Source organism: bacterium, assembly GCA_035380285.1.
In the GTDB taxonomy this organism is placed as follows: domain Bacteria; phylum Auribacterota; class Erginobacteria; order Erginobacterales; family DAOSXE01; genus DAOSXE01.
On record DAOSXE010000021.1, the window covers coordinates 40040 to 57578 of the forward strand.

Annotated in this window: 17 protein-coding genes; 8 read left to right on the forward strand and 9 right to left on the reverse strand. The window is 67.3% G+C overall.

Features of this window, described 5'->3' with window-relative positions; translation table 11 throughout:
- Positions 1-63 precede the first annotated feature (63 nt).
- Complete coding sequence (recN, locus tag PLZ73_09025; protein ID HOO78017.1) at positions 64-1755, reverse strand: DNA repair protein RecN; 1692 nt, start codon at positions 1753-1755, stop codon at positions 64-66.
- Positions 1756-1843: 88 nt separating this feature from the next.
- On the opposite strand from recN, the gene PLZ73_09030 reads away from it, so the two are divergent.
- On the forward strand, positions 1844-2542 hold the full coding sequence (locus PLZ73_09030) for a hypothetical protein (GenBank protein HOO78018.1): 699 nt from the start codon (positions 1844-1846) through the stop codon (positions 2540-2542).
- Between the two features lie 21 nt (positions 2543-2563).
- Here the strand turns inward: PLZ73_09030 and PLZ73_09035 are convergent, their stop codons facing one another.
- Entirely contained in the window at positions 2564-3565 is a 1002-nt protein-coding gene (locus tag PLZ73_09035; GenBank protein ID HOO78019.1) for a lytic transglycosylase domain-containing protein, read from the reverse strand.
- 148 nt (positions 3566-3713) lie between these two features.
- Here PLZ73_09035 and PLZ73_09040 point away from each other — a divergent pair, with 148 nt between their 5' ends.
- Positions 3714-4538: an HAD hydrolase family protein gene (locus PLZ73_09040; GenBank protein HOO78020.1), complete on the forward strand. Its 825-nt coding sequence runs from the start codon at positions 3714-3716 to the stop codon at positions 4536-4538.
- Between the two features lie 15 nt (positions 4539-4553).
- Here the strand turns inward: PLZ73_09040 and PLZ73_09045 are convergent, their stop codons facing one another.
- Positions 4554-5396 carry an aminotransferase class IV gene (locus tag PLZ73_09045; protein ID HOO78021.1) on the reverse strand — a complete coding sequence of 281 codons (843 nt, stop codon included), beginning with the start codon at positions 5394-5396 and terminating at the stop codon, positions 4554-4556.
- A gap of 142 nt (positions 5397-5538) precedes the next feature.
- On the opposite strand from PLZ73_09045, the gene PLZ73_09050 reads away from it, so the two are divergent.
- Positions 5539-6237, forward strand: coding sequence for a hypothetical protein (locus PLZ73_09050; protein ID HOO78022.1), 699 nt, complete (start codon positions 5539-5541; stop codon positions 6235-6237).
- A 1-nt stretch (position 6238) separates the two neighbouring features.
- On the opposite strand, the gene PLZ73_09055 is transcribed toward PLZ73_09050, so the two are convergent.
- The 5 genes from PLZ73_09055 to PLZ73_09075 all read right to left on the reverse strand — a co-directional run bounded on the left by PLZ73_09055 (position 6239) and on the right by PLZ73_09075 (position 8930).
- The gene (locus PLZ73_09055) at positions 6239-6523 is read right to left on the reverse strand and encodes a DUF503 family protein (protein HOO78023.1); all 285 of its coding nucleotides are present in this window, start codon (positions 6521-6523) and stop codon (positions 6239-6241) included.
- The gene (locus PLZ73_09060) at positions 6520-6705 is read right to left on the reverse strand and encodes a hypothetical protein (GenBank protein HOO78024.1); all 186 of its coding nucleotides are present in this window, start codon (positions 6703-6705) and stop codon (positions 6520-6522) included. The genes PLZ73_09055 and PLZ73_09060 overlap by 4 nt, the downstream gene beginning before the upstream one ends.
- Complete coding sequence (locus PLZ73_09065; protein ID HOO78025.1) at positions 6705-7949, reverse strand: DUF1015 domain-containing protein; 1245 nt, start codon at positions 7947-7949, stop codon at positions 6705-6707. Before PLZ73_09065 ends, PLZ73_09060 begins: the two co-directional genes overlap by 1 nt.
- A gap of 152 nt (positions 7950-8101) precedes the next feature.
- A complete protein-coding gene (locus PLZ73_09070; GenBank protein HOO78026.1) occupies positions 8102-8443 on the reverse strand; it encodes an Hsp20/alpha crystallin family protein in 342 nt (113 codons plus the stop codon).
- Between the two features lie 22 nt (positions 8444-8465).
- Positions 8466-8930, reverse strand: coding sequence for an Hsp20/alpha crystallin family protein (locus PLZ73_09075; protein ID HOO78027.1), 465 nt, complete (start codon positions 8928-8930; stop codon positions 8466-8468).
- A 288-nt stretch (positions 8931-9218) separates the two neighbouring features.
- Between PLZ73_09075 and PLZ73_09080 the strand changes: the two genes are divergently transcribed.
- The gene (locus PLZ73_09080) at positions 9219-11273 is read left to right on the forward strand and encodes a transporter substrate-binding domain-containing protein (GenBank protein HOO78028.1); all 2055 of its coding nucleotides are present in this window, start codon (positions 9219-9221) and stop codon (positions 11271-11273) included.
- Positions 11274-11286: 13 nt separating this feature from the next.
- Here PLZ73_09080 and PLZ73_09085 read toward each other — a convergent pair whose 3' ends face one another.
- The gene (locus tag PLZ73_09085; protein ID HOO78029.1) at positions 11287-13197 is read right to left on the reverse strand and encodes a response regulator; all 1911 of its coding nucleotides are present in this window, start codon (positions 13195-13197) and stop codon (positions 11287-11289) included.
- Positions 13198-13351: 154 nt separating this feature from the next.
- On the opposite strand from PLZ73_09085, the gene glmS reads away from it, so the two are divergent.
- The 4 genes from glmS to PLZ73_09105 all read left to right on the forward strand — a co-directional run bounded on the left by glmS (position 13352) and on the right by PLZ73_09105 (position 17485).
- Positions 13352-15178, forward strand: a complete 1827-nt coding sequence (gene glmS / locus PLZ73_09090; protein HOO78030.1) for a glutamine--fructose-6-phosphate transaminase (isomerizing) — start codon at positions 13352-13354, stop codon at positions 15176-15178.
- Positions 15179-15293: 115 nt separating this feature from the next.
- Positions 15294-16043, forward strand: a complete 750-nt coding sequence (locus PLZ73_09095) for a HesA/MoeB/ThiF family protein (protein HOO78031.1) — start codon at positions 15294-15296, stop codon at positions 16041-16043.
- On the forward strand, positions 16040-16270 hold the full coding sequence (locus PLZ73_09100; GenBank protein ID HOO78032.1) for a MoaD/ThiS family protein: 231 nt from the start codon (positions 16040-16042) through the stop codon (positions 16268-16270). Before PLZ73_09095 ends, PLZ73_09100 begins: the two co-directional genes overlap by 4 nt.
- A 93-nt stretch (positions 16271-16363) precedes the next feature.
- A complete protein-coding gene (locus PLZ73_09105) occupies positions 16364-17485 on the forward strand; it encodes a hypothetical protein (GenBank protein HOO78033.1) in 1122 nt (373 codons plus the stop codon).
- The last annotated feature ends 54 nt before the right edge of the window (positions 17486-17539 follow it).

Below are 17539 nucleotides of genomic sequence, written 5' to 3' on the forward strand. Positions count from 1 at the left end.
CTAGCCGCGGCGAAGGAAACCGTCAACCCCCGTCCGCCCGGCGCGGGGCCTCGGAGTTCGGGATCAGTTCCGCCGCCGGCGCCCCGAGGGCGGCTTTCGTTTCCCCAGCAGCTCCCGGGCGTGGCGGAGGGCGACGCTGGTGAGGTCTTTTCCTCCCAGCATCCGCGCCACCTCCTCCGCCCGGTCTTCTCCCCGCACTTCGGAGATCTCGGCCCGGGTCCTCCCCTCCGCGGCCTCTTTGACCACCCGGAACTGAGCGTCGGCGAACGCGGCGACGTGCGGCAGGTGGGTGATGCAGACGACCTGCCGGTTTCGGCCGAGACCGGCAAGCTTGGAACCGATGGCGTTGCCCATCTCCCCCCCGACGTTGGCGTCGATCTCGTCGAAAACCAGAACCGGGATCCGGTCGTGGGCTCCCAACACCGCCTTGATCGCCAGCATCACCCGGGAGATCTCCCCGCTGGAGGCGATCTCCCGCAGGGGGCGGACGTCTTCGCCGGCGTTGGGCGAAAAGAGGAACTCGATCGCGTCCGTCCCCGTCGAGGACGGCTCGCGGTCTTCCAGGGCGACCCGAAAGACCGCGTGGGAGAAGCCCAGGTCGCGCAGGTGGGCGGAGATTTCTTTCCCCAGATCGGCGGCGGCGCGGCGGCGGTCCCGGCCCAGGGCCCGCCCCTCGGCGGCGAGCCGCTCCCGGGCGAGGGCCAGGCGCTCCCGCAGGCGCTCGATGGTCTGGTTGCGCCCGCGGAGGCCCTCCAGTTCGGCCCGGGCGTTTTCCAGGTAGGCGAGAACTTCGGCGACGCTCCCGCCGTACTTGCGCTTCAAGCGCCGGAGGGCGTCGATCCGATCCTCGAGCGCGGCTTCGCGCTCGGGCGAAGCGGAGATTTCCCCGGTCCGCCGCTCCACTTCCGCCGCCAACTCCTGGACCCGGATGAGGATATCCTCGACTTCCTCCCGCCACCGGGGAGCCTCGGGAAGGAAAGCCCCCAGGTCTCCGACCAGGCGCCGGGCCGCGGTCAGGCTTTCGAACGCCCCCCCCTCCTCGGCCCCGAGGGCGGCGACCAGGGCCGAGGCGGATTCGATGATGGCGCGGGCGTTGGCGACTTCCCCGTGCTCGCGCACCAGGTCTTCCTCCGACTCCTCCCCGCAGGCCGCGGCTTCGATTTCCTCCACCGCGTACTCGAGCAGCTCGGCGCGGCGCTCGAATTCGCGGTCGTCGCCCTCCAGGTCCCGGAGCCCCCGCCGGGTTTCCTTCACCTCCTCCCAGACCCCGGCGTAGCGGGCCCGCGGGTCCTCCAGGTTCCCGTAGGAATCGAGGATGTCGAGTTGGAAGGAGGTCTTGAGGAGCGACTGGTGCTCGTGGGGCCCGTGCAGGTCCACCAGCAGGTCCCCCAGCCCCTTCAGGGTCTGAAGGGTGGCCGGGGAATCGTTGACGAAAATTTTACCGCTCCCTGAGCGCGAGAACGAACGGCGGATCACCAGCGCCCCGCCTTCGGGGGGAGGCATGCCCCGTTCCTCCAGGTAGCGCTGAACCGGAACGGGGTCGGCGAGTTGAAAGACGGCCTCGACGGCGGCTTCCTCGGCGCCCCGCCGGATCAGCCGACGGTCGGCGCGCTCGCCCAGGAGCAGCCCCAGGGCCCCCACCAGGATCGACTTCCCGGCGCCGGTTTCGCCGGTGATGACGTTCAACCCCTCCCCGAACTCGACCCGGGCCCGGGGGAGGATGGCGATGTCGCTGATTATCAGGGTCGCGAGCACGGCGGAATGCTATCATGCCGGGGTCCGGAAATACAGAGTTTGCCGCCGGCGCCGCGGCGTCGGCGGACGCGGAAGAGGAGGAACGACCATGAGCGCCGACGACGACGTGATCCGCCGCTACGGCGGGGTCCCGCTGAAGCCCGAAGACGTCACCCCCTACGAACGCTGGGCCATGTCCTATTTCCGCGACCGGGACCTGGTGTCGGACCCCGAAATGGAAGTCACCGTGCGCCTCGACATCACCCGGGTGGAGGAAGAATACGCCCGCGCGGGCGCGGAAGCCGAGGGGGGGACCCTGACCGCCTTCCTCACCTGGAGGCTCCTGCGGGCGCTGGCGCTTCACCCCTGCTTCAACCTGCGGTTCCTGGGGGGAAGCTGGTACCGCTTTCCCTCCCCTCCCCTTTTCTTCCCCGTTTTGGGAAGCGGAGACCGGCGCTTTCTGGACATTCTCATCGAGGGGGCGGCGCTGATGCCCTGGGAGGAGTTCGCCCGGGTCCAGCATCGGCGGATCGAGGAGGCCCGCGCCCGGCCGGAAGCCTGCCCGCCGGTGGACGAAGAGACCTGGAGCGTCGCCGTCTTCATCGGCAACCTGCCGTACCTGGATTTCACCTCGCTGGGGATCTTCCGCAACGTCAGGCACTCGGGCCGGCCGGTTTTCTACTTCGGCCGGAGAAGCCGGGGGGAAGGGCGCCTGACCGTCCCGCTCTACGTCCGGTTCGACCACGCCTCGACCGACCCCCTCCTCCTCGACGGGCTGATCCGGGATTTCCTGGCGGGCGCCTCCTGAACGCCGGAGCGGAAACGGCGCTCAGCGGGGAGGGGCCAGCGCCTCCGGTTCCACCCCCTCCCGGCGGTGGACGGTGGCCAGCACCTTGGGAACGTACATCCTGGTCTCGATAGGGAGGTGGGGGGCGGCGGCTTCGAAGGTGGCCGCCCCTTCCCGGCGCAGGACCCGCCCCACCCTCCCCTCGCCCGCGTTGTAGGCCGCCAGAGCCAGGGGCCAGGAACGGAAGCGCCCGTAGAGGAGCTTGAGGTAGCGGGCGGCGGCCCGGGCGCTTTTCGCCGGGAGGAACCGTTCGTCGTCCGGGGACGTCTGCAGGCCGAACCTGAGGGCGGTGTCGGGCATGAACTGATAGAGGCCCTTCGCCCCCGTGGGGCTGACCGCCCGGGGGTTGAACGAAGATTCCACCTCCGCCAGCCAGACCAGCTGCGGGGGCAGGCCCTCGCTCTCGAAAATCTTTTTCAGGCCCGGAACCAGTTCCGCGGCGGCGGCGGGGGCGGGGCGGGAGGCGAGGCGTTCCTTCCAGAGCAGGTAGCTGCTCACGGCCTCGGTCCGTTCTCGCGCCACTTCGGGGGCGACCGGGGGAGCGGGCCGGGACCGGGGAACGATCCCGGGCGCGGCCTCAGCCGGGGGCGGGCTCGCGGAGGGGGCGCCCCCCCCCTCGGGCGGAAGGTAATAGGAGACGTAGCGGGCCAGTTCCAGGTAATCGATCCTCTGGCGGAGCCAATCCGCGTAGGGTCGGCCCTCCTCGGTCGCATCCAGGATTTCCAGGGCCCGGAGCGCCTCGGGCAGAAGCCAGGCCAGGGGCTCGAGGCTGCCGCCCTCGCGGGCGGCGGTCAATCCGTCCCAGAAGCGGCGCCACTGCTCGGGGCCGGGCAGCGTCAGCCCGTCCAGGATCGGGGCGGGCACGTACTCCTCCACCCCCGCCAGCCCCGCCTGCCGGGCGGCTTCGCGCAACGTCGGCGGCTCCTCCGCCGCCCGTGCCGGCGAAAGGATCGCGAGGCCCAGGAGGACCGCGGTCAGTTTCAAGCTCATTTCCTTTTTTTTCACGCGTGCTACACTCGGTTTCGGGATTATTTCAAAAAGCAGGCTCGGCAGCCAGGAAAAGACCGATGAGAAACGTTCTGAGCCGGGCGTCGGCAGGCGCCGAACCGGACGCGCCCGGGACCCGGTCGCCATGAGCGGGTGCCGCATGTTCGTAACCGACCTGGACGGCACCCTGGCGGGGGGCGACCGGACGGTCGGCGCCGTCAACCGCCGCTGTCTCGAGGCGCTGGGGGAACGGGGGGTCCTCCGGGTGATCGCGACCGGCCGGTCGCTCTATTCGGTCCGCGCCGTTCTCGAACCCGCTTTCCCCGTCGATTACCTGGCCTTTTCCTCCGGGGCCGGGATCGTGCATTGGCCCTCGGGCAGACTGGTGAGAAGCAGCCGCCTGACCTGGGAAGAAACGGCGGGGGCGGTGGAAGTTCTCCTGCGGGCGGGCGCCGACTTCATGGTCCACCGCCGGATCCCGGTCAACCACCGGTTTCTCTGGTACGGCTCCGGGGAGGAGAACCTCGATTTCAGACGGCGGATCGACCTCTATCGAAACTGCTGTTCGGCGGGGCCGATTCCGCTCCCCGAAGGCGAATACTGCCAGGTGGTGGCGATATTCCCCCCGGGGGGGGCGGGCGAGTTCGAGCGGGTCCGGAGCCGGTTCCCGGGATTGACGGCCGTCCGTTCCACCTCCCCCCTGGACCGCCGCTCGATCTGGCTCGAGATCTACCCCGCCGGCGTGTCCAAGGCGGCGGCGGCGCGGTGGCTGGCGGCGCGGCACGGCATCCGCCGGGAAGAGACCGGCGGCATCGGCAACGATTACAACGACCACGACCTCCTGTCCTGGGTGGCGGAAGCTTTCGTGGTGGCCAACGCCCCCGGCGAACTCCGCTCGCTCTTCCCCGTGGTCGCCTCCAACCGGGATGACGGTTTCTCCGAGGCGGCCCGGCGGCTGTTCCGGCCGTAAGCGGCCCGGGCCCGGTCAAGAGCGGGCCGCGAACTCCGCCACGTAGTTCCGGAAGCGTTCGACGGCCCGGACCGTCACCGGGCCCGGCGCACCGGCGCCGATGGCCCGCTCGTCGACCCGGACCACCGGAACCAGTTCCTTGTTGGTGGCCGTCAGGAAAACCTCGTCGGCCGCCAGGAGTTCTTCCAGGGAGATATCCCGGATTTCCACGGCGGCGTCGGACGCGAACAGGTCGAGCACGACCCCCCGGGTGATCCCGGGGAGGATGCCTTCTCCCGGGGTGACCAGCCGTCCCGAAGAGACCATGAAGAGGTTGGTGGTCTCGCCTTCCCGGACCATTCCCCCGCCGTCGACCAGCAGGGCTTCCACCGCCCCCCGGGAGCGGGCGCCGGCGACGCTGACCACCGCCGCCAGATAGTTGAGGGTCTTCGCCCCCGGGTAGCTGCGCGTCCGGCGGACGACGGAGACGGAGACTCCCCGCTGGTACCACCAGGCGGGACAGGCCTGAACCGGAGCCGCCAGCACCACCAGCCGGGGGTCGCCCCCGGGCGTGAAAAAGTCGGGGCTGGAGCCGCCGCTGACGACGATCCTGACGGTCGCCTCCGGAAGCCCGGCCGCGGCCAGCACCCGGTCGATCAGCCCCATCAACTCGTCTTCTTCCCAGGGAAAAGGGAGCGCGACGGCGCGGGCGGAAGCGCGGAGACGGCGCAGGTGCTCGCGGGGGTGGAAGGGGCGCCCGCCGTAGGTGCGTAAAAAATCGAAGACCCCGTACCCCCGCAGGAAAGCGAGGTCGTCCACGGGGACGACGGCTTTTTCCGCGGGCACGATCTTCCCGTCGATGTAGCAGGCACCCTTCATTGTTCCCCCGGTCGGACAGGAATTCTACGGAAGGAACGCCGCGGGCTCAACCGCTAATCCGGGGCGGCGATTAATTGCTTGACACCAACGTCCGGATGGTTCAAACATTATTTACTATGCGCGTCCGGACCACAGGCCGGGTATGAAGACGCGGATTCCAGGGAGAAGGTTTCTCATCTTCGACCGGGACGCCACCCTCATATCCAGCCGGGAGATCGCCTATGCCTGTTACCTGGCGGCGTTCGAAGCGGTGGTGGCCGAAGCGCTCCCCGCCCTGGCCCCGATCGACGGCGAAACCCATTGGCGGGAGTACCATCCCTTCGAACCCGCGCTCTTCTACCGCCGCCGCTACCCGTCCCTGGAGGACGACGCCATCTCCCGGGCGGGCGATGCGAGCTGGCGGTTCTATCTGGAACACGCCGCCCGGCCCGAATTCAACCCGGTCATCCCCGCCATCCCGGATTTCGTCCGCACCCTCAAACGGGACGGCTTCGAAGTCGTCGTCCTCACCTCGGGACGCTTGGAGAACGAATTTATGGAAGAGCACGGCATTCCCGTGGACGCCTGCTACAGCATGGTGAGGATGCGGGAAAAGGGCCTCCCCGCCGCCGAAAAGGGCGAGGCCATCTCCTATATCCTGGGACGGCACGGGCGCGGGCGCGGCGATGCCGTCACCATCGGCGACAACCCCAGGGACCACGTCGAGGGGATCGCCTCGGTGGGGGCGGCGTACGGACTCGGTTCGGCCACCGCCCGGGAGGAACTGCGGGGGGCGGTCGATCATTTCGCGGAATCGGTCGAGGACTTCTATCCGCTCTTCGGCCTGAAGCGCCCGGGCTAGTCTAGAGCCACTGGCGCGAGGAGGAGACGACGACCCCGTCGATCTCCCGCTCGATCCGATCCTCGGCCGACCGGAGCAAGCGGTCGACGGAAGCGGCGTCGACGGCGGCGGCGACCACGCTCCACTGGGCCCGCTGGAGGTTATCCTGGCGGCCGCTTTCGACCACGACGCAGCCTCCGGCGCTTCCGAGCCGATCCTTCAATCCCCGCAGGCGGTGGCGCTTCTCCTTGAGGGTGCGGCAACCGGGAAGCATGATCTCGATTTCGAGCAGGGCCACCCGGATCACGGCCGGGGCTCCTTGTCCGTCACCTGCAGGGGAGTGGGAAAAAGCGAGAGCTGGTCCGTGTTCTCCGGGCAGCGGCGGCAGAAGGAAAAGCGGCGGCGGCGGCGGCCGCGGCACACTTCCCGGGTGATCAGGTAGGAACTCCCCGGGCAACGCAACCGTTCCTTCCCTTCCGGCGGCGTCATCAATCCAGGGGATGAACGACGATCCCGGAACGCAGCTTGGGTTCGAACCAGGTGCTTTTGGGGGGCATGATCCGGCCCGCGTCCGCGATCGCCATCAACTCCTCCACCGAGGTGGGAAACAGGGAGAACGCCACCCCGCCGCCGGCGTCCACCCGCTGGCGCAGCTCGTCCGTCCCCCGGATTCCGCCCACGAAATCGATCCGTTTGTCGGTGCGGGGATCGCCGATGCCCAGCACCGGGGCCAGGAGGTTGTCCTGGAGAATGGAAACATCGAGCGCTCCCACCGGGTCCGCCCCGGCATAGGTTTTCGGAAGCGCCCGCAGCCGGTACCAGTTCCCGTCCAGGTAGGCCCCGAACTCGTGGGGTCCGCCCGGCTTGACCGGGGCGTTCCCGGGGGACGCTTCCACCCGGAACGACTCCCCGGTCCGGGCCAGGAATTCGGCGGCGCTCAAGCCGTTCAGATCGCCCACCACCCGGTTGTAGTCCATGATCCGCAACTGGTCGTGGGGGAAGATCACGGCCAAAAAGAAATTGTACTCCTCGTCCCCGGTGTGGCCCGGGTCGGCGGCGCGGCGCAGCTGCCCCACCCTGGTCCCGGAAGCGCTGCGGTGGTGGCCGTCGGCTACGTAGAGGCAGGAGATGTCCTTGAACACCGCGCCGATGCGGGCGACGAGTTCGGGGTCGTCGGTCTTCCAGAAGGTGTGGCGGACGCCGTCGTCGGCGGTGAAATCGTAGAGCGCCGGGTGCGCGGTGACCTCCTCGGCCAAGGCGAGAGCTTCCGGACGGCTGCGGTAGGTCAGAAACACCGGGCCGGTGTTGGCGTTGAGGGTATCGACGTGCCGGATCCGGTCGGCTTCCTTGTCGGCCCGGGTCTTCTCGTGTTTCTTGATGACGTCGTTCTCGTAATCCTCGATCGAGGCCCCGGCCACCAGACCGGTCTGGGTATGGGCGCCCATAGTCTGCCGGTAGAAATAATAACAGGGTTCGGGGTCGCGGATCAGGATCCCCTCACGGACCAGCCTCTCCAGGTTTTCCCGCCCCTTGGCGTAGACGGCGTCGTCGTAGAGATCGATCTCTTCGGGAAGGTCGATCTCCGGTTTGACCACGTGCAGAAAACTGTCCGGATTGCCCCGGGCCCGGGCCCGGGCCTCGGCCGAACTGAGAACGTCGTAGGGAGGAGAAGCCACGCGTTCGACTTTCTCCGGAACGGGCCGCAGCCCTCGAAAAGGATTGATCCGCACCATCGCTGCCTCCTTGCCGTATTCGGCGTACGCGCCCGCTATTAAAGCATTCCCCCGGGCTCCAGTCCAGGGGCGTAAACTAAGGCGCCCCGCGGAATATCCGCGGGGCGCCCGACCGGTAAAGGAGGGTTACCGGTCGTTTCCGTCGGGACCGATCAGCTCACCTCGATCCGGCGCGGGGTCTCTTCCTTGGTCTTGTAGAGGACCACTTCCAGGATCCCGTCCTTCAGGGAGGCTTCGATCCGTCCCCGGTCGATGATGTTTCCCAGGACGAACCTCCGGCGGAATTCGGCCGCCGGGTGTTCGCTGTAGACCGTACGCAGTTTCTCGTCCGCGGCCGGCCTCACGCCCCGGATGGTCAGGTCGTCCTCCTCGACGATCAGGTCCAGGTTCTCCCGGGTAACCCCCGGCAACTCGGCCTGAATGACCACCCGGTCGTCCTCTTCCCTGATTCCTACCGGCGGAACCAGGAACGGGCTTTCGTTGGTCGACTGCATTTCCTTCTCCTTCCGGGGGACGTTATTCCCCGATCTCGATCTTGCGGGCCTTCACTTCCTCTTTTTTGGGGAGGCTGATCTCCAGGACTCCGTCCCGGCAGGCAGCCTTGATCCCCTGGGCGTCGACCTTGGAGGGGAGTTGAATCACCCGCTGGAACGAACCGTAGACCCGCTCCAAACGGTGATAATCCTTTTCCGTCACCTCCTCCTCCTGTTTCTTCTCCCCCTTGATGATCAGCGTATCCCCCTGGATCGAAACGTCGATGTCCTTCTTCTCGATCCCGGGAAGATCGGCCTTGACCACCACCCGGTCGTCGTCCTCGAAGACGTCTACTACCGGAACCCAAGCTCCCTCGAAAAGGCCGGTGCGGCCTCCCCGGAAAGGAGAAAGGGTTTTCTCCACCAGCTGATCCAGTTCGCTCCTGAACCCGGTAAGGAGGTCCAGGGGGTCTAGATCTCTGGCCGGTCTCCATTTAATAAGAGCCATATCCTGCCTCCTTGGTTGCCCCCGGGCTCCCCGGCCCGGGAATTTTTGGTGCTCCTTCACTTCTTATAAGAGCAAACAATATGCCAAGAGCTGGCCGATGTGAAAATACATCCTAAGTTTTTATAGAACATAATGATACAAACATCTATATCCATGATCCCCGGCGCCGCCCGCTGCGGAAAATGTATCCTTTTGAGCCGGTTTCGGGAAGACGGTGTTCCCATCTGTCGAAAGAGAAAGAACCACGCGCCGCTTGCGGCGGGAAAGAGGCGCCGGTAGAATCGGGGTATGCGGCGCTGTATATCGTTTCTACTCACGACCGCGGTCGGCTTGGGGACCGGATGCGGCGGCGGGACGGTCTCGACCGGGGATTTCGACCGGATCCGCGACCGGGGGACGCTGCGCATCCTCACCCATTCCTCCGGGGACGGGTACCTTCCCCGCGACGGGTACCCCCTCGACCGGGAGCTTTCCCTGGCCCGGCGGTTCGCCCAAAACCAGGGCCTGAAGGCGGAGACGGTGGCGGTCGAGCGCTTTTCCGACCTGATCCCGGCGTTGCAGCGCGGGGAGGGGGACCTGATCGCCGCCAACATGACCGTGCTCGATTCCCGGCTGCGGGACGTCGACTTCACCGTTCCCGTGGGTTCGTCTCACGAGCTGATCGTCTCCCGGGCGGGGGAACCGGCGGTCGCCGAGCTCGACGACCTATCGGGCAGGACGATCGCGGTCCAGGAAGGCACGTCCTTCATGGAGACCGCCCGCTATATCCAAACCAAGTTCCCCGAGGTTACGGTCAAAACCATTCCCGGGAACCTATCCCAGGACGAGATTCTCGACCGCGTCGCCGCCGGCACCGACGACTTGACCGTCGACGACAGCAACGTCCTGGCGGCGGCGCTCGCCTACCGCGACGACGTAATCGCCGGGGTCAGAGTCACCAACGAATGCGACCTGGCCTGGGCGGTGCGCAAGGGGAACCCCGAGCTGCGGAAGCGCCTGGACCTGTTCCTCGACGGGGCCGCCGCCCGCCGGGAAGGCGCACCCCGCACCCGGGAAGACCTCCCCGGGATCAAGCAGAGAAACGTCCTGCGGATCCTGACCGTCAACAACGCCGCCTGTTACTTCATCTACCGGGGCGAACTGCTCGGATTCGAGTACGAACTGGCCGCGAAATTCGCCGAAAGCCTGGGGGTGGAACCGCGCATGGTCGTGGCCCCGGCCTACGGCGACCTCATTCCCTGGCTGCTGGAGGGGCGAGGGGACCTGATCGCCGCCAGCATGACCCCCACCGACACCCGGAAAGACCGGGGGGCAGCCTTCACCGTCCCTTACGACCGGGTTCGGGAGATGCTGGTCGCCCGGCCGGGAGAGAACGTGCCGAAGACCGCGCGCGATCTGGCCGGGAAAACGATCACGGTCAGAAAAGACAGCTCCTACCGCCGGACCCTGGAGAAAATCCGCGCCGCCGGCGTCGATCTCCGGATCGCCGACGCCCCCGCCGACCTCCAGACCGAGGAACTCATCGCCGGCGTGGCCGACGGCACCTACGACTACACCGCGGCCGACAGCAACATTCTCGACATCGAACTGGCCTGGGGGGTGCCGGTGATCGGCGCTTTTCCCCTCACCCCCGAAGAGGTCCCCCACTGCTGGGCGGTACGGAAGACCTCCCCCGAACTCCTCGAAGCCGCCGACGCCTTCCTCTCCTCCACGTACCGGAGCGCCTTCTACAATATCGCCTACCGCAAATACTTCCGCGACCCGCGCGGGGCCGGGAACGGGAACGGCCCCCGGGAGGTGGCCGACGGGGCAATCTCCCCCTACGATGCCCTGGCCCGAAAATACGGAGAGCGCTATTCCATCCCCTGGCTTCTGATCGTAGCCCAGATGTACCAGGAGAGCCGCTTCCGTCCCGACGCCGTCTCCTGGGCCGGGGCCAGGGGGCTGCTCCAGGTCATGCCCGCCACCGCCCGGGAGCTGAAACTTTCCCCCCTGGACGACCCGGAGACGGGCACCCACGCCGGAGTCAAGTATCTCTCCCTGATGCGGGACCGGCTCCAGGACAAGACCGCCGACCCCGGAAACCGGCTGTGGTTCTCCCTGGCCGCCTACAACGCCGGCGTCGGCCACGTCTTCGACGCCATCCGCCTGGCCCGGCAGCAGGGATGGAAGCCCGATCTCTGGTTCGAGAACGTGGAGCGGGCCATGCTCCTGCTGGCTCAACCCGAGTACGCCGCGAAGGCCCGGTACGGCTACGTCCGGGGAAAAGACGTGGCCGGGTACGTCAAGAAGATCCGCGACCGTTTCCGCGCCTACGAGGCCCTGGCCGGCGCGGGCCCCTGATCGCCGTCGGCGCTCAGGACCGGGCGAGGACGGCCCGAACCCGGGCCAGGAGTTCGGTCCCCCGGACCGGCTTTCGGATATAGTCGGAAATCCCGCACTCCACCACCCGGTCGGCCATCTCCCCCGAGCTGTACCCGGAAAGGATGACGATCCTGAGACCGGGGTAGCGCTCCCGGAGACGCGCCTGCGTCTCCTCCCCGCTCATGACCGGCATGTTCATGTCCAGGATGGCGAGGTCGGGCGCGGCCTCCGCCGCTTCCAGCAGCTCCAGCGCCTGCTGCCCGTTGCGGGCCGCCGTCACCTGGAAACCCTCGTTCCGGAAGAGCGTGACCAGCATCCCCCGGACGGAATCTTCGTCTTCCACCAGAAGAATCCGGACGGTTCCCGGCGCGACCTCCGCCGCCGGTTCCGCCGGGATCGGCGGTTCCACCGGGAGGTACACCCGGAACGAGGCGCCTCCAGCGGCTCCGGCGGCGACCACGATCCCGCCCCCGTGGGCCTTGACCGTTCCGTACACGGCGGAAAGCCCCAGCCCGCTTCTTTTGGGCCGGGTCGTAAAAAACGGTTCGAAGATCCGCTTGGACAGCTCCGGGGGGACCCCGGGGCCGGTGTCCTCCACCCGGAGTTCGAGATAGCGGCCGTCCTTGATGCCGTCCGGGTTGACGGAGGGGTCGCCCGAGGAGAAAACGGCGTCGGCGGTGGCGATCTTCATGCTTCCGCCGCCGGGCATGGCGTCGCGGGCGTTCAGACCCAGGTTGAGGACAAGGTTGCGCAGTTGGGAGAAATCCCCCCGGACGACGCGGTCGGACGCGTCCAGATCGAGGGCGATCTCGATTTTTTTATCGATGGCCCGGGAGAGCAGGGCCGCCGCCTCGCGCGCCGCCTGGTGCACGTCCGCCGGAATCAGGGACCGGTGCTGGGTGGGGGAGAAAGCCAGCAACTGCTGGATCAGGTCGGAGGCCCGCTCGGCGCCGGTCATGATCCAGCGGGCGCATTCGAGAAGCTCTCCGGGTTCCAGTTCCCTGGTCAGGATCTCGGCGTAGCCGAGGATGGCCGAAAGCTGGTTGTTGAAATCGTGGGCCAGACCCCCGGCCAACTGGCCCAGTGCCCGCATCTTGTCGGAATGGTGCAGCTCCCGTTCCATCCGGCGGCGTTCGGTGATGTCGTCCATCAGGCCGAGAATGACCACCGGGGAACCGTTCTCGTCGACGATCGGCACCTTGAAGGTCTGGGCGATACCGGCTCCCTGGGAGTAAAGCAACGGTTCCTCGCCCAGGTCGAGAACCTTGCGGGTTCGGACCGCCTTCATATCCGTTTCCCGAAAAGCGTCCGCCAGTTCGGGGCCGAAAATCTCCAGATCGGTCCGGCCCAGGATCTCCTCGGCCGGGATCCCGGTCAACTCCACCGCTTTTTCGTTCCAGAGCAGGTAGCGCCCGTCGTCGCCCAGATCCTTGGCGAAGACGCCCACCGGCAGGTTTTCCAGAAGGCCCGCCAGGAGTCCGCGGCCGCCGGCGACCTGCAGTTTCCGGGTCCGTGACCGGCCGACGTCGCGCACGAGCAGGGCCGCCACGGGGTGGCCGCCCAGGGTGAAACCCGAAAGCGAAACCTCGGCCGGGAACAGGGAACCGTCGAGGCGGCGATGGGTCTGCCGCCGTCGGGCCAGGCCTTCGCGACCCGCGCCGGGGGGGGAGGCGACGACCACGGCGTCGAGAGGGAGACCCCGCAATTCCGAGCGCGCGCGGGCGTAGAGCTTCTCGGCGGCCGGGTTGCCGTCGAGGATCGTCCGGGTCTGGGTGTCGACCAGGAGAAGGGGTTCGGCGATCATGGCGGCCAAACGCCCCGAGACGGGGGGCGCGTCCAGCCGGAACCCTCCGGCGGTGCCGTCGCTCGGCGGCGGCGGCCGATCTATCCGTTTCCTGCGCACGCCGCCCAGTGTATCCCGATTCCTCCGACGAAACAATCCGAGAGTCCATCCGGGCGCCGGGCGCACCCAAAATTGCGGGTAGTAAAGTCGTTCCCCGTGCGCTATAGTCCACATGCTCCGCGCTCGCGCGGACAGAGTGTGGAAAGGAGACGCCATGTGCGGAATCGTCTGTTACGTCGGGAAAAAGAACGCCACTCCCATCCTCCTGGAGGGACTGCGCCGGCTCGAATACCGGGGTTATGACTCGGCGGGGATAGCCGTCGTCACCCCGGAGAGGACGGTCATGATCAAGGCGGTGGGCAAGGTCGCCGACCTCGAGGCCAAAGTCGACGGCGTCGACCCCGAGGGGACCATGGGAATCGCCCATACCCGCTGGGCGACCCACGGCCGGGTCACCGAAGCCAACGCGCACCCCCATACCGGCCAGAGCGGCAAGCTCTTCCTGGTTCATAACGGAATCATCGAGAACTTCCAGACCCTCAAGGACGAGCTGCTGGAACTGGGCCACGTTTTCCTCTCCGAAACCGATACCGAAGTCCTCGCCCACCTTATCGACGAATACTACCGGGGGAACCTGGTGGAGGCGGTGCGCCGGGCGCTGAGCCGCGTCCGGGGGACGTTCGGGATCGCCCTTTTCCACGAGGACGAGCCCAGAAAGATCGTCCTGGCCCGGAGGGGGTCCCCCTTGGTCCTGGGGATCGGGACCGACGAGCTCATGGCCGCCTCGGACGTCACCGCCATGCTCCGGATCACCAAGCAGATCATCCACCTCGACGACAACGAACTGGCGGTGCTGGACGACAACGACTACACCATCAGCGATTTTCAGGAACGCCCGATCGAAAAATCCGCCGAAACCGTGGAGTGGACGGCGGAAGACGCCGACTGCGGCGGGTTCCCCCATTACATGCTCAAGGAGATCTTCGAACAGCCCGAGGCGGTCGAAAACGCGATCCGGGGGCGGCTGGTGGAGGGAGAAGGCGTTTCCCGCCTGGGAGGTCTGGAGACCGTCATCGAGCGTTTCAAGGACATCGACAGGATCATCTTCGTTTCCTGCGGCACTTCCTACCACGCGGGGATGCTGGCCACCTACATCTTCGAGCGCATCACCGACATCAACGTCGGGGTCGAGCTGGCCTCCGAGTTCCGTTACCGCAACCTGCGCCTGGACCGCCGTACCGCGGTCATCGCCCTCTCCCAATCGGGGGAGACCGCCGACACCCTGGCCGCGATCCGGGAAGCCAAGCGCAAGGGAGCGCTGGTGCTGGGGATCGTCAACGTGGTCGGCTCCACCATCGCCCGCGAAACCGACGCCGGGGTCTACAACCACGCCGGGCCCGAGATCGGCGTGGCCAGCACCAAGGTCTTTCTTTCCCAGTGCGTCATTCTCGTCCTCATGGGGCTGCTCATCGCCCGCTACCAGCGCCTCTCCCTCAGCGACGGACTGCGGATCGCCGACGCCGTCAAGCTTCTTCCCGACCAGATCCGGGAGATCCTGCACCAGGTTCCCGCCATCGAGGACCTGGCGCGGCGTTACGCCCGCTACGACGATTTCCTCTTCATCGGGCGGCTCTACAACTACCCCATCGCCCTGGAAGGGGCCTTGAAACTGAAGGAAATTTCCTACATCCACGCCGAGGGCTACGCCGCCGGGGAGATGAAGCACGGCCCCATCTCCCTGATCGACCCCGGGTTCCCCACGGTGGCGCTCATCCCCTCCGATTCCTCCTTCGACAAGATGATCAGCAACATCGAGGAGATCAAATCCCGCGCCGGAAAGATCGTCGCCGTGGCCCAGGCCGGCGACGAGCGCATCGAACGGTTCGCGGACGACGTGATCTACGTTCCCTCGACGATCGACTTCCTCCAGCCCATTCTCAATACCGTCCCCCTGCAGCTGCTGGCTTACTACATCGCCCTGGAGCGGGATTGCGATCCGGACAAGCCCCGCAACCTGGCCAAAAGCGTAACCGTGGAATAACCGGCCGGTTCCGGCTTCCGCCGGGCCGGCTCAGCCCGGAGAAGAAAGCATAGCTCGAGGCGCTTTCCCGACCATCTCCCTGGAAGAAGCCCGGAGCCAAGCGCGGGAAGGGGGGATTTCCCTGCGCGAGGCGGAGATCGACGCCCTCGAAAGGGGGATCGTTCCGCTGCGCTATGTCCGCAACATCCCCGTCTTCGGCATCGAGGGGCAGTTGAAGCTGCTGCGGGCCCGGGTCGCGGTCGTCGGCGCGGGCGGCCTGGGGGGCTTGGCCGTCGAACTTCTGGCCCGGGCCGGCACGGGGGAGCTGGTCATAGTCGACGGCGACCGGTTCGGTGAAGACAACCTCAACCGCCAGATCCTCTGCCGGATCGAGGACATCGGGGCGCCGAAAACCGAAGCGGCGGCGCGGCGGGTGCGGGAGATCAACCCCGCCGTCACCCCTATCCCCCGCCGGGTTTTCCTGGACGACGACAACGCCGACGGCATCCTGCAAGGCTGCGACGCCGCCCTGGACGCCCTCGACCACATCGGGGCCCGGCTGGCGCTGGAGCGAGCCTGCGCCCGGGTCGGGATACCCCTGGTCCACGGTTCGATCGGCGGTCTCCTCGGGGAGGTGGCGGTAAGCGCGCCCGGGTCGGGGAGGCTGGAGGCTCTCTTCGGCGCCGACGGCCCCGCCCGGGGAGCCGAAGTCGAGCTGGGAACCCCCACCCCCACCCCGGCGGCGGTGGCGGCGCTCCAGGTTTCCGAGACCGTCCGCCTACTCACGGGGGGCGGGGGCCCCCTGGCGGAGAACCTGCTCATCTGCGACCTGGACGCCCTCGTTTTTCCCCTGGTCCGCCTGAAGAACAGGGAGCCGGAGCCGTGATTTCCCTGACCGTTCACCTCTACGGCAAGTTCAAACGGCCGGGAACCGGCGGCGATATGCGCATGGAGGCGGAGGCGGGGACCTCGGTGGGCGAACTCATGGACCGCCTGGGTCTCAGGGGGGAAGTCTACCGGATGGTCCTGGTCAACGGCATCCGGGTGGGAGACGGTCACCGCCCGGCCGACGGCGACGAACTTCACGTCTTTCAACCGGTGGGCGGTGGATAGATCCGTCTCCGACAAAGCCCGTTGACGCGGCCCCGACGACGCGGGTATACTGGAGACGAGGTTGTCGGCTTTACTCAAGCAGGGAGTTTGTCCATGAAAAGAGGGTTCTGCTGCGCCGCTTTTTCTCTTCTGCTCGCGGGAACCGCCGTTTCCGCCCCGCTCATCCAGGAAGGCTTCGACGATTATCAGACCGGGGTCCGGCCCGCGGGCTGGACCTTCAACGGCTGCTCTGCCGATTCCGACGTCTACACCTCCAGCGGCTACTTCGGCCTGGCCTCCCCCTCGATCAAGCTGGACGCCACCGGCGACAGCATCACCACCGCCGCTTTCGCCGGGGCCGGAAGCCTCTCTTTCTGGGTCCGGGGGGTCTCCATCAACCCGTCCTCGTCGCTCCTGATCGAGGAATACTACGCAAGCGCCTGGGGAACCGTCACCGACATCTTCTCCCTCCCCACTTCGGGAACCACCATCGGGCTGCTGGCGTTGAACCCCTCCAGCAGCCAGCTTAAGTTCACCTACACCAAGGTGGCCGGGAACCTCGGATTCGACGACGTCGCCGTCTTCGAATTCACCACGACCACCACCACCACCACTACCACCGTCACCACCACCACGGTCACCACCACCACCGGGAGCACCTCCACCACCACCTCGGGCCCCACCACCAGCACCACCACCACCGCCCTGACCTGCGACGCCGTTTACGAGGGGTTCGACGACTACAATATCGGGGTGCGGCCCGCGGGCTGGACCTTCAACGGCTGCTCCTCGGATTCGGACGTCTACACCTCCAGCGGCTACTTCGGCCTGGCTTCTCCCTCGATCAAGCTGGACGCCACCGGCGACAGCATCACCACCGCCGTCTTCGGTCCGGGGTGCCCCTACGACCTCAGTTTCTGGATCCGGGGCGTCTCCACCGGCGCCGGCAGTTCCCTGCTGGTCGAAGAGTTCTACGCCTCCTCCTGGGTCCCCCTGACCGACATCGCCACCCTGCCCACCACCGGCACGGTCATCGGGGCCCTGCGCCTCAACCCCTCCTCCGCCCAGGTCCGCTTCACCTATACCAAGAGTTCGGGAAACCTGGCCTTCGACGACTTCTTCCTCGATCCGCCCCCCACCCCCACTCCGTCCGCCTCCACCACCCCCAGCCTGCCGCCGACGCCCTCTCCGACCGCGACCCCGGGTAAAACCCCGACCCCCACCCCGGAGGGGTAAGAGAGCCCCCCCCCCCCCCCCCCCCCCCCCCCCCCCCCCCCCCCCCCCCCACCC

What these genes read in the sequence shown, in the direction of transcription:
- PLZ73_09030 (HOO78018.1), top strand. Translation starts at nt 1,844, where the DNA reads ATGAGCGCCGACGACGACGTGATCCGCCGCTACGGCGGGGTCCCGCTG.
- PLZ73_09040 (HOO78020.1), top strand. Translation starts at nt 3,714, where the DNA reads ATGAGCGGGTGCCGCATGTTCGTAACCGACCTGGACGGCACCCTGGCG.
- PLZ73_09045 (HOO78021.1), bottom strand. Translation starts at nt 5,396, where the DNA reads ATGAAGGGTGCCTGCTACATCGACGGGAAGATCGTGCCCGCGGAAAAA.
- PLZ73_09050 (HOO78022.1), top strand. Translation starts at nt 5,539, where the DNA reads ATGAAGACGCGGATTCCAGGGAGAAGGTTTCTCATCTTCGACCGGGAC.
- PLZ73_09060 (HOO78024.1), bottom strand. Translation starts at nt 6,705, where the DNA reads ATGACGCCGCCGGAAGGGAAGGAACGGTTGCGTTGCCCGGGGAGTTCC.
- PLZ73_09065 (HOO78025.1), bottom strand. Translation starts at nt 7,949, where the DNA reads ATGGTGCGGATCAATCCTTTTCGAGGGCTGCGGCCCGTTCCGGAGAAA.
- PLZ73_09070 (HOO78026.1), bottom strand. Translation starts at nt 8,443, where the DNA reads ATGCAGTCGACCAACGAAAGCCCGTTCCTGGTTCCGCCGGTAGGAATC.
- PLZ73_09075 (HOO78027.1), bottom strand. Translation starts at nt 8,930, where the DNA reads ATGGCTCTTATTAAATGGAGACCGGCCAGAGATCTAGACCCCCTGGAC.
- PLZ73_09080 (HOO78028.1), top strand. Translation starts at nt 9,219, where the DNA reads ATGCGGCGCTGTATATCGTTTCTACTCACGACCGCGGTCGGCTTGGGG.
- glmS (HOO78030.1), top strand. Translation starts at nt 13,352, where the DNA reads ATGTGCGGAATCGTCTGTTACGTCGGGAAAAAGAACGCCACTCCCATC.
- PLZ73_09105 (HOO78033.1), top strand. Translation starts at nt 16,364, where the DNA reads ATGAAAAGAGGGTTCTGCTGCGCCGCTTTTTCTCTTCTGCTCGCGGGA.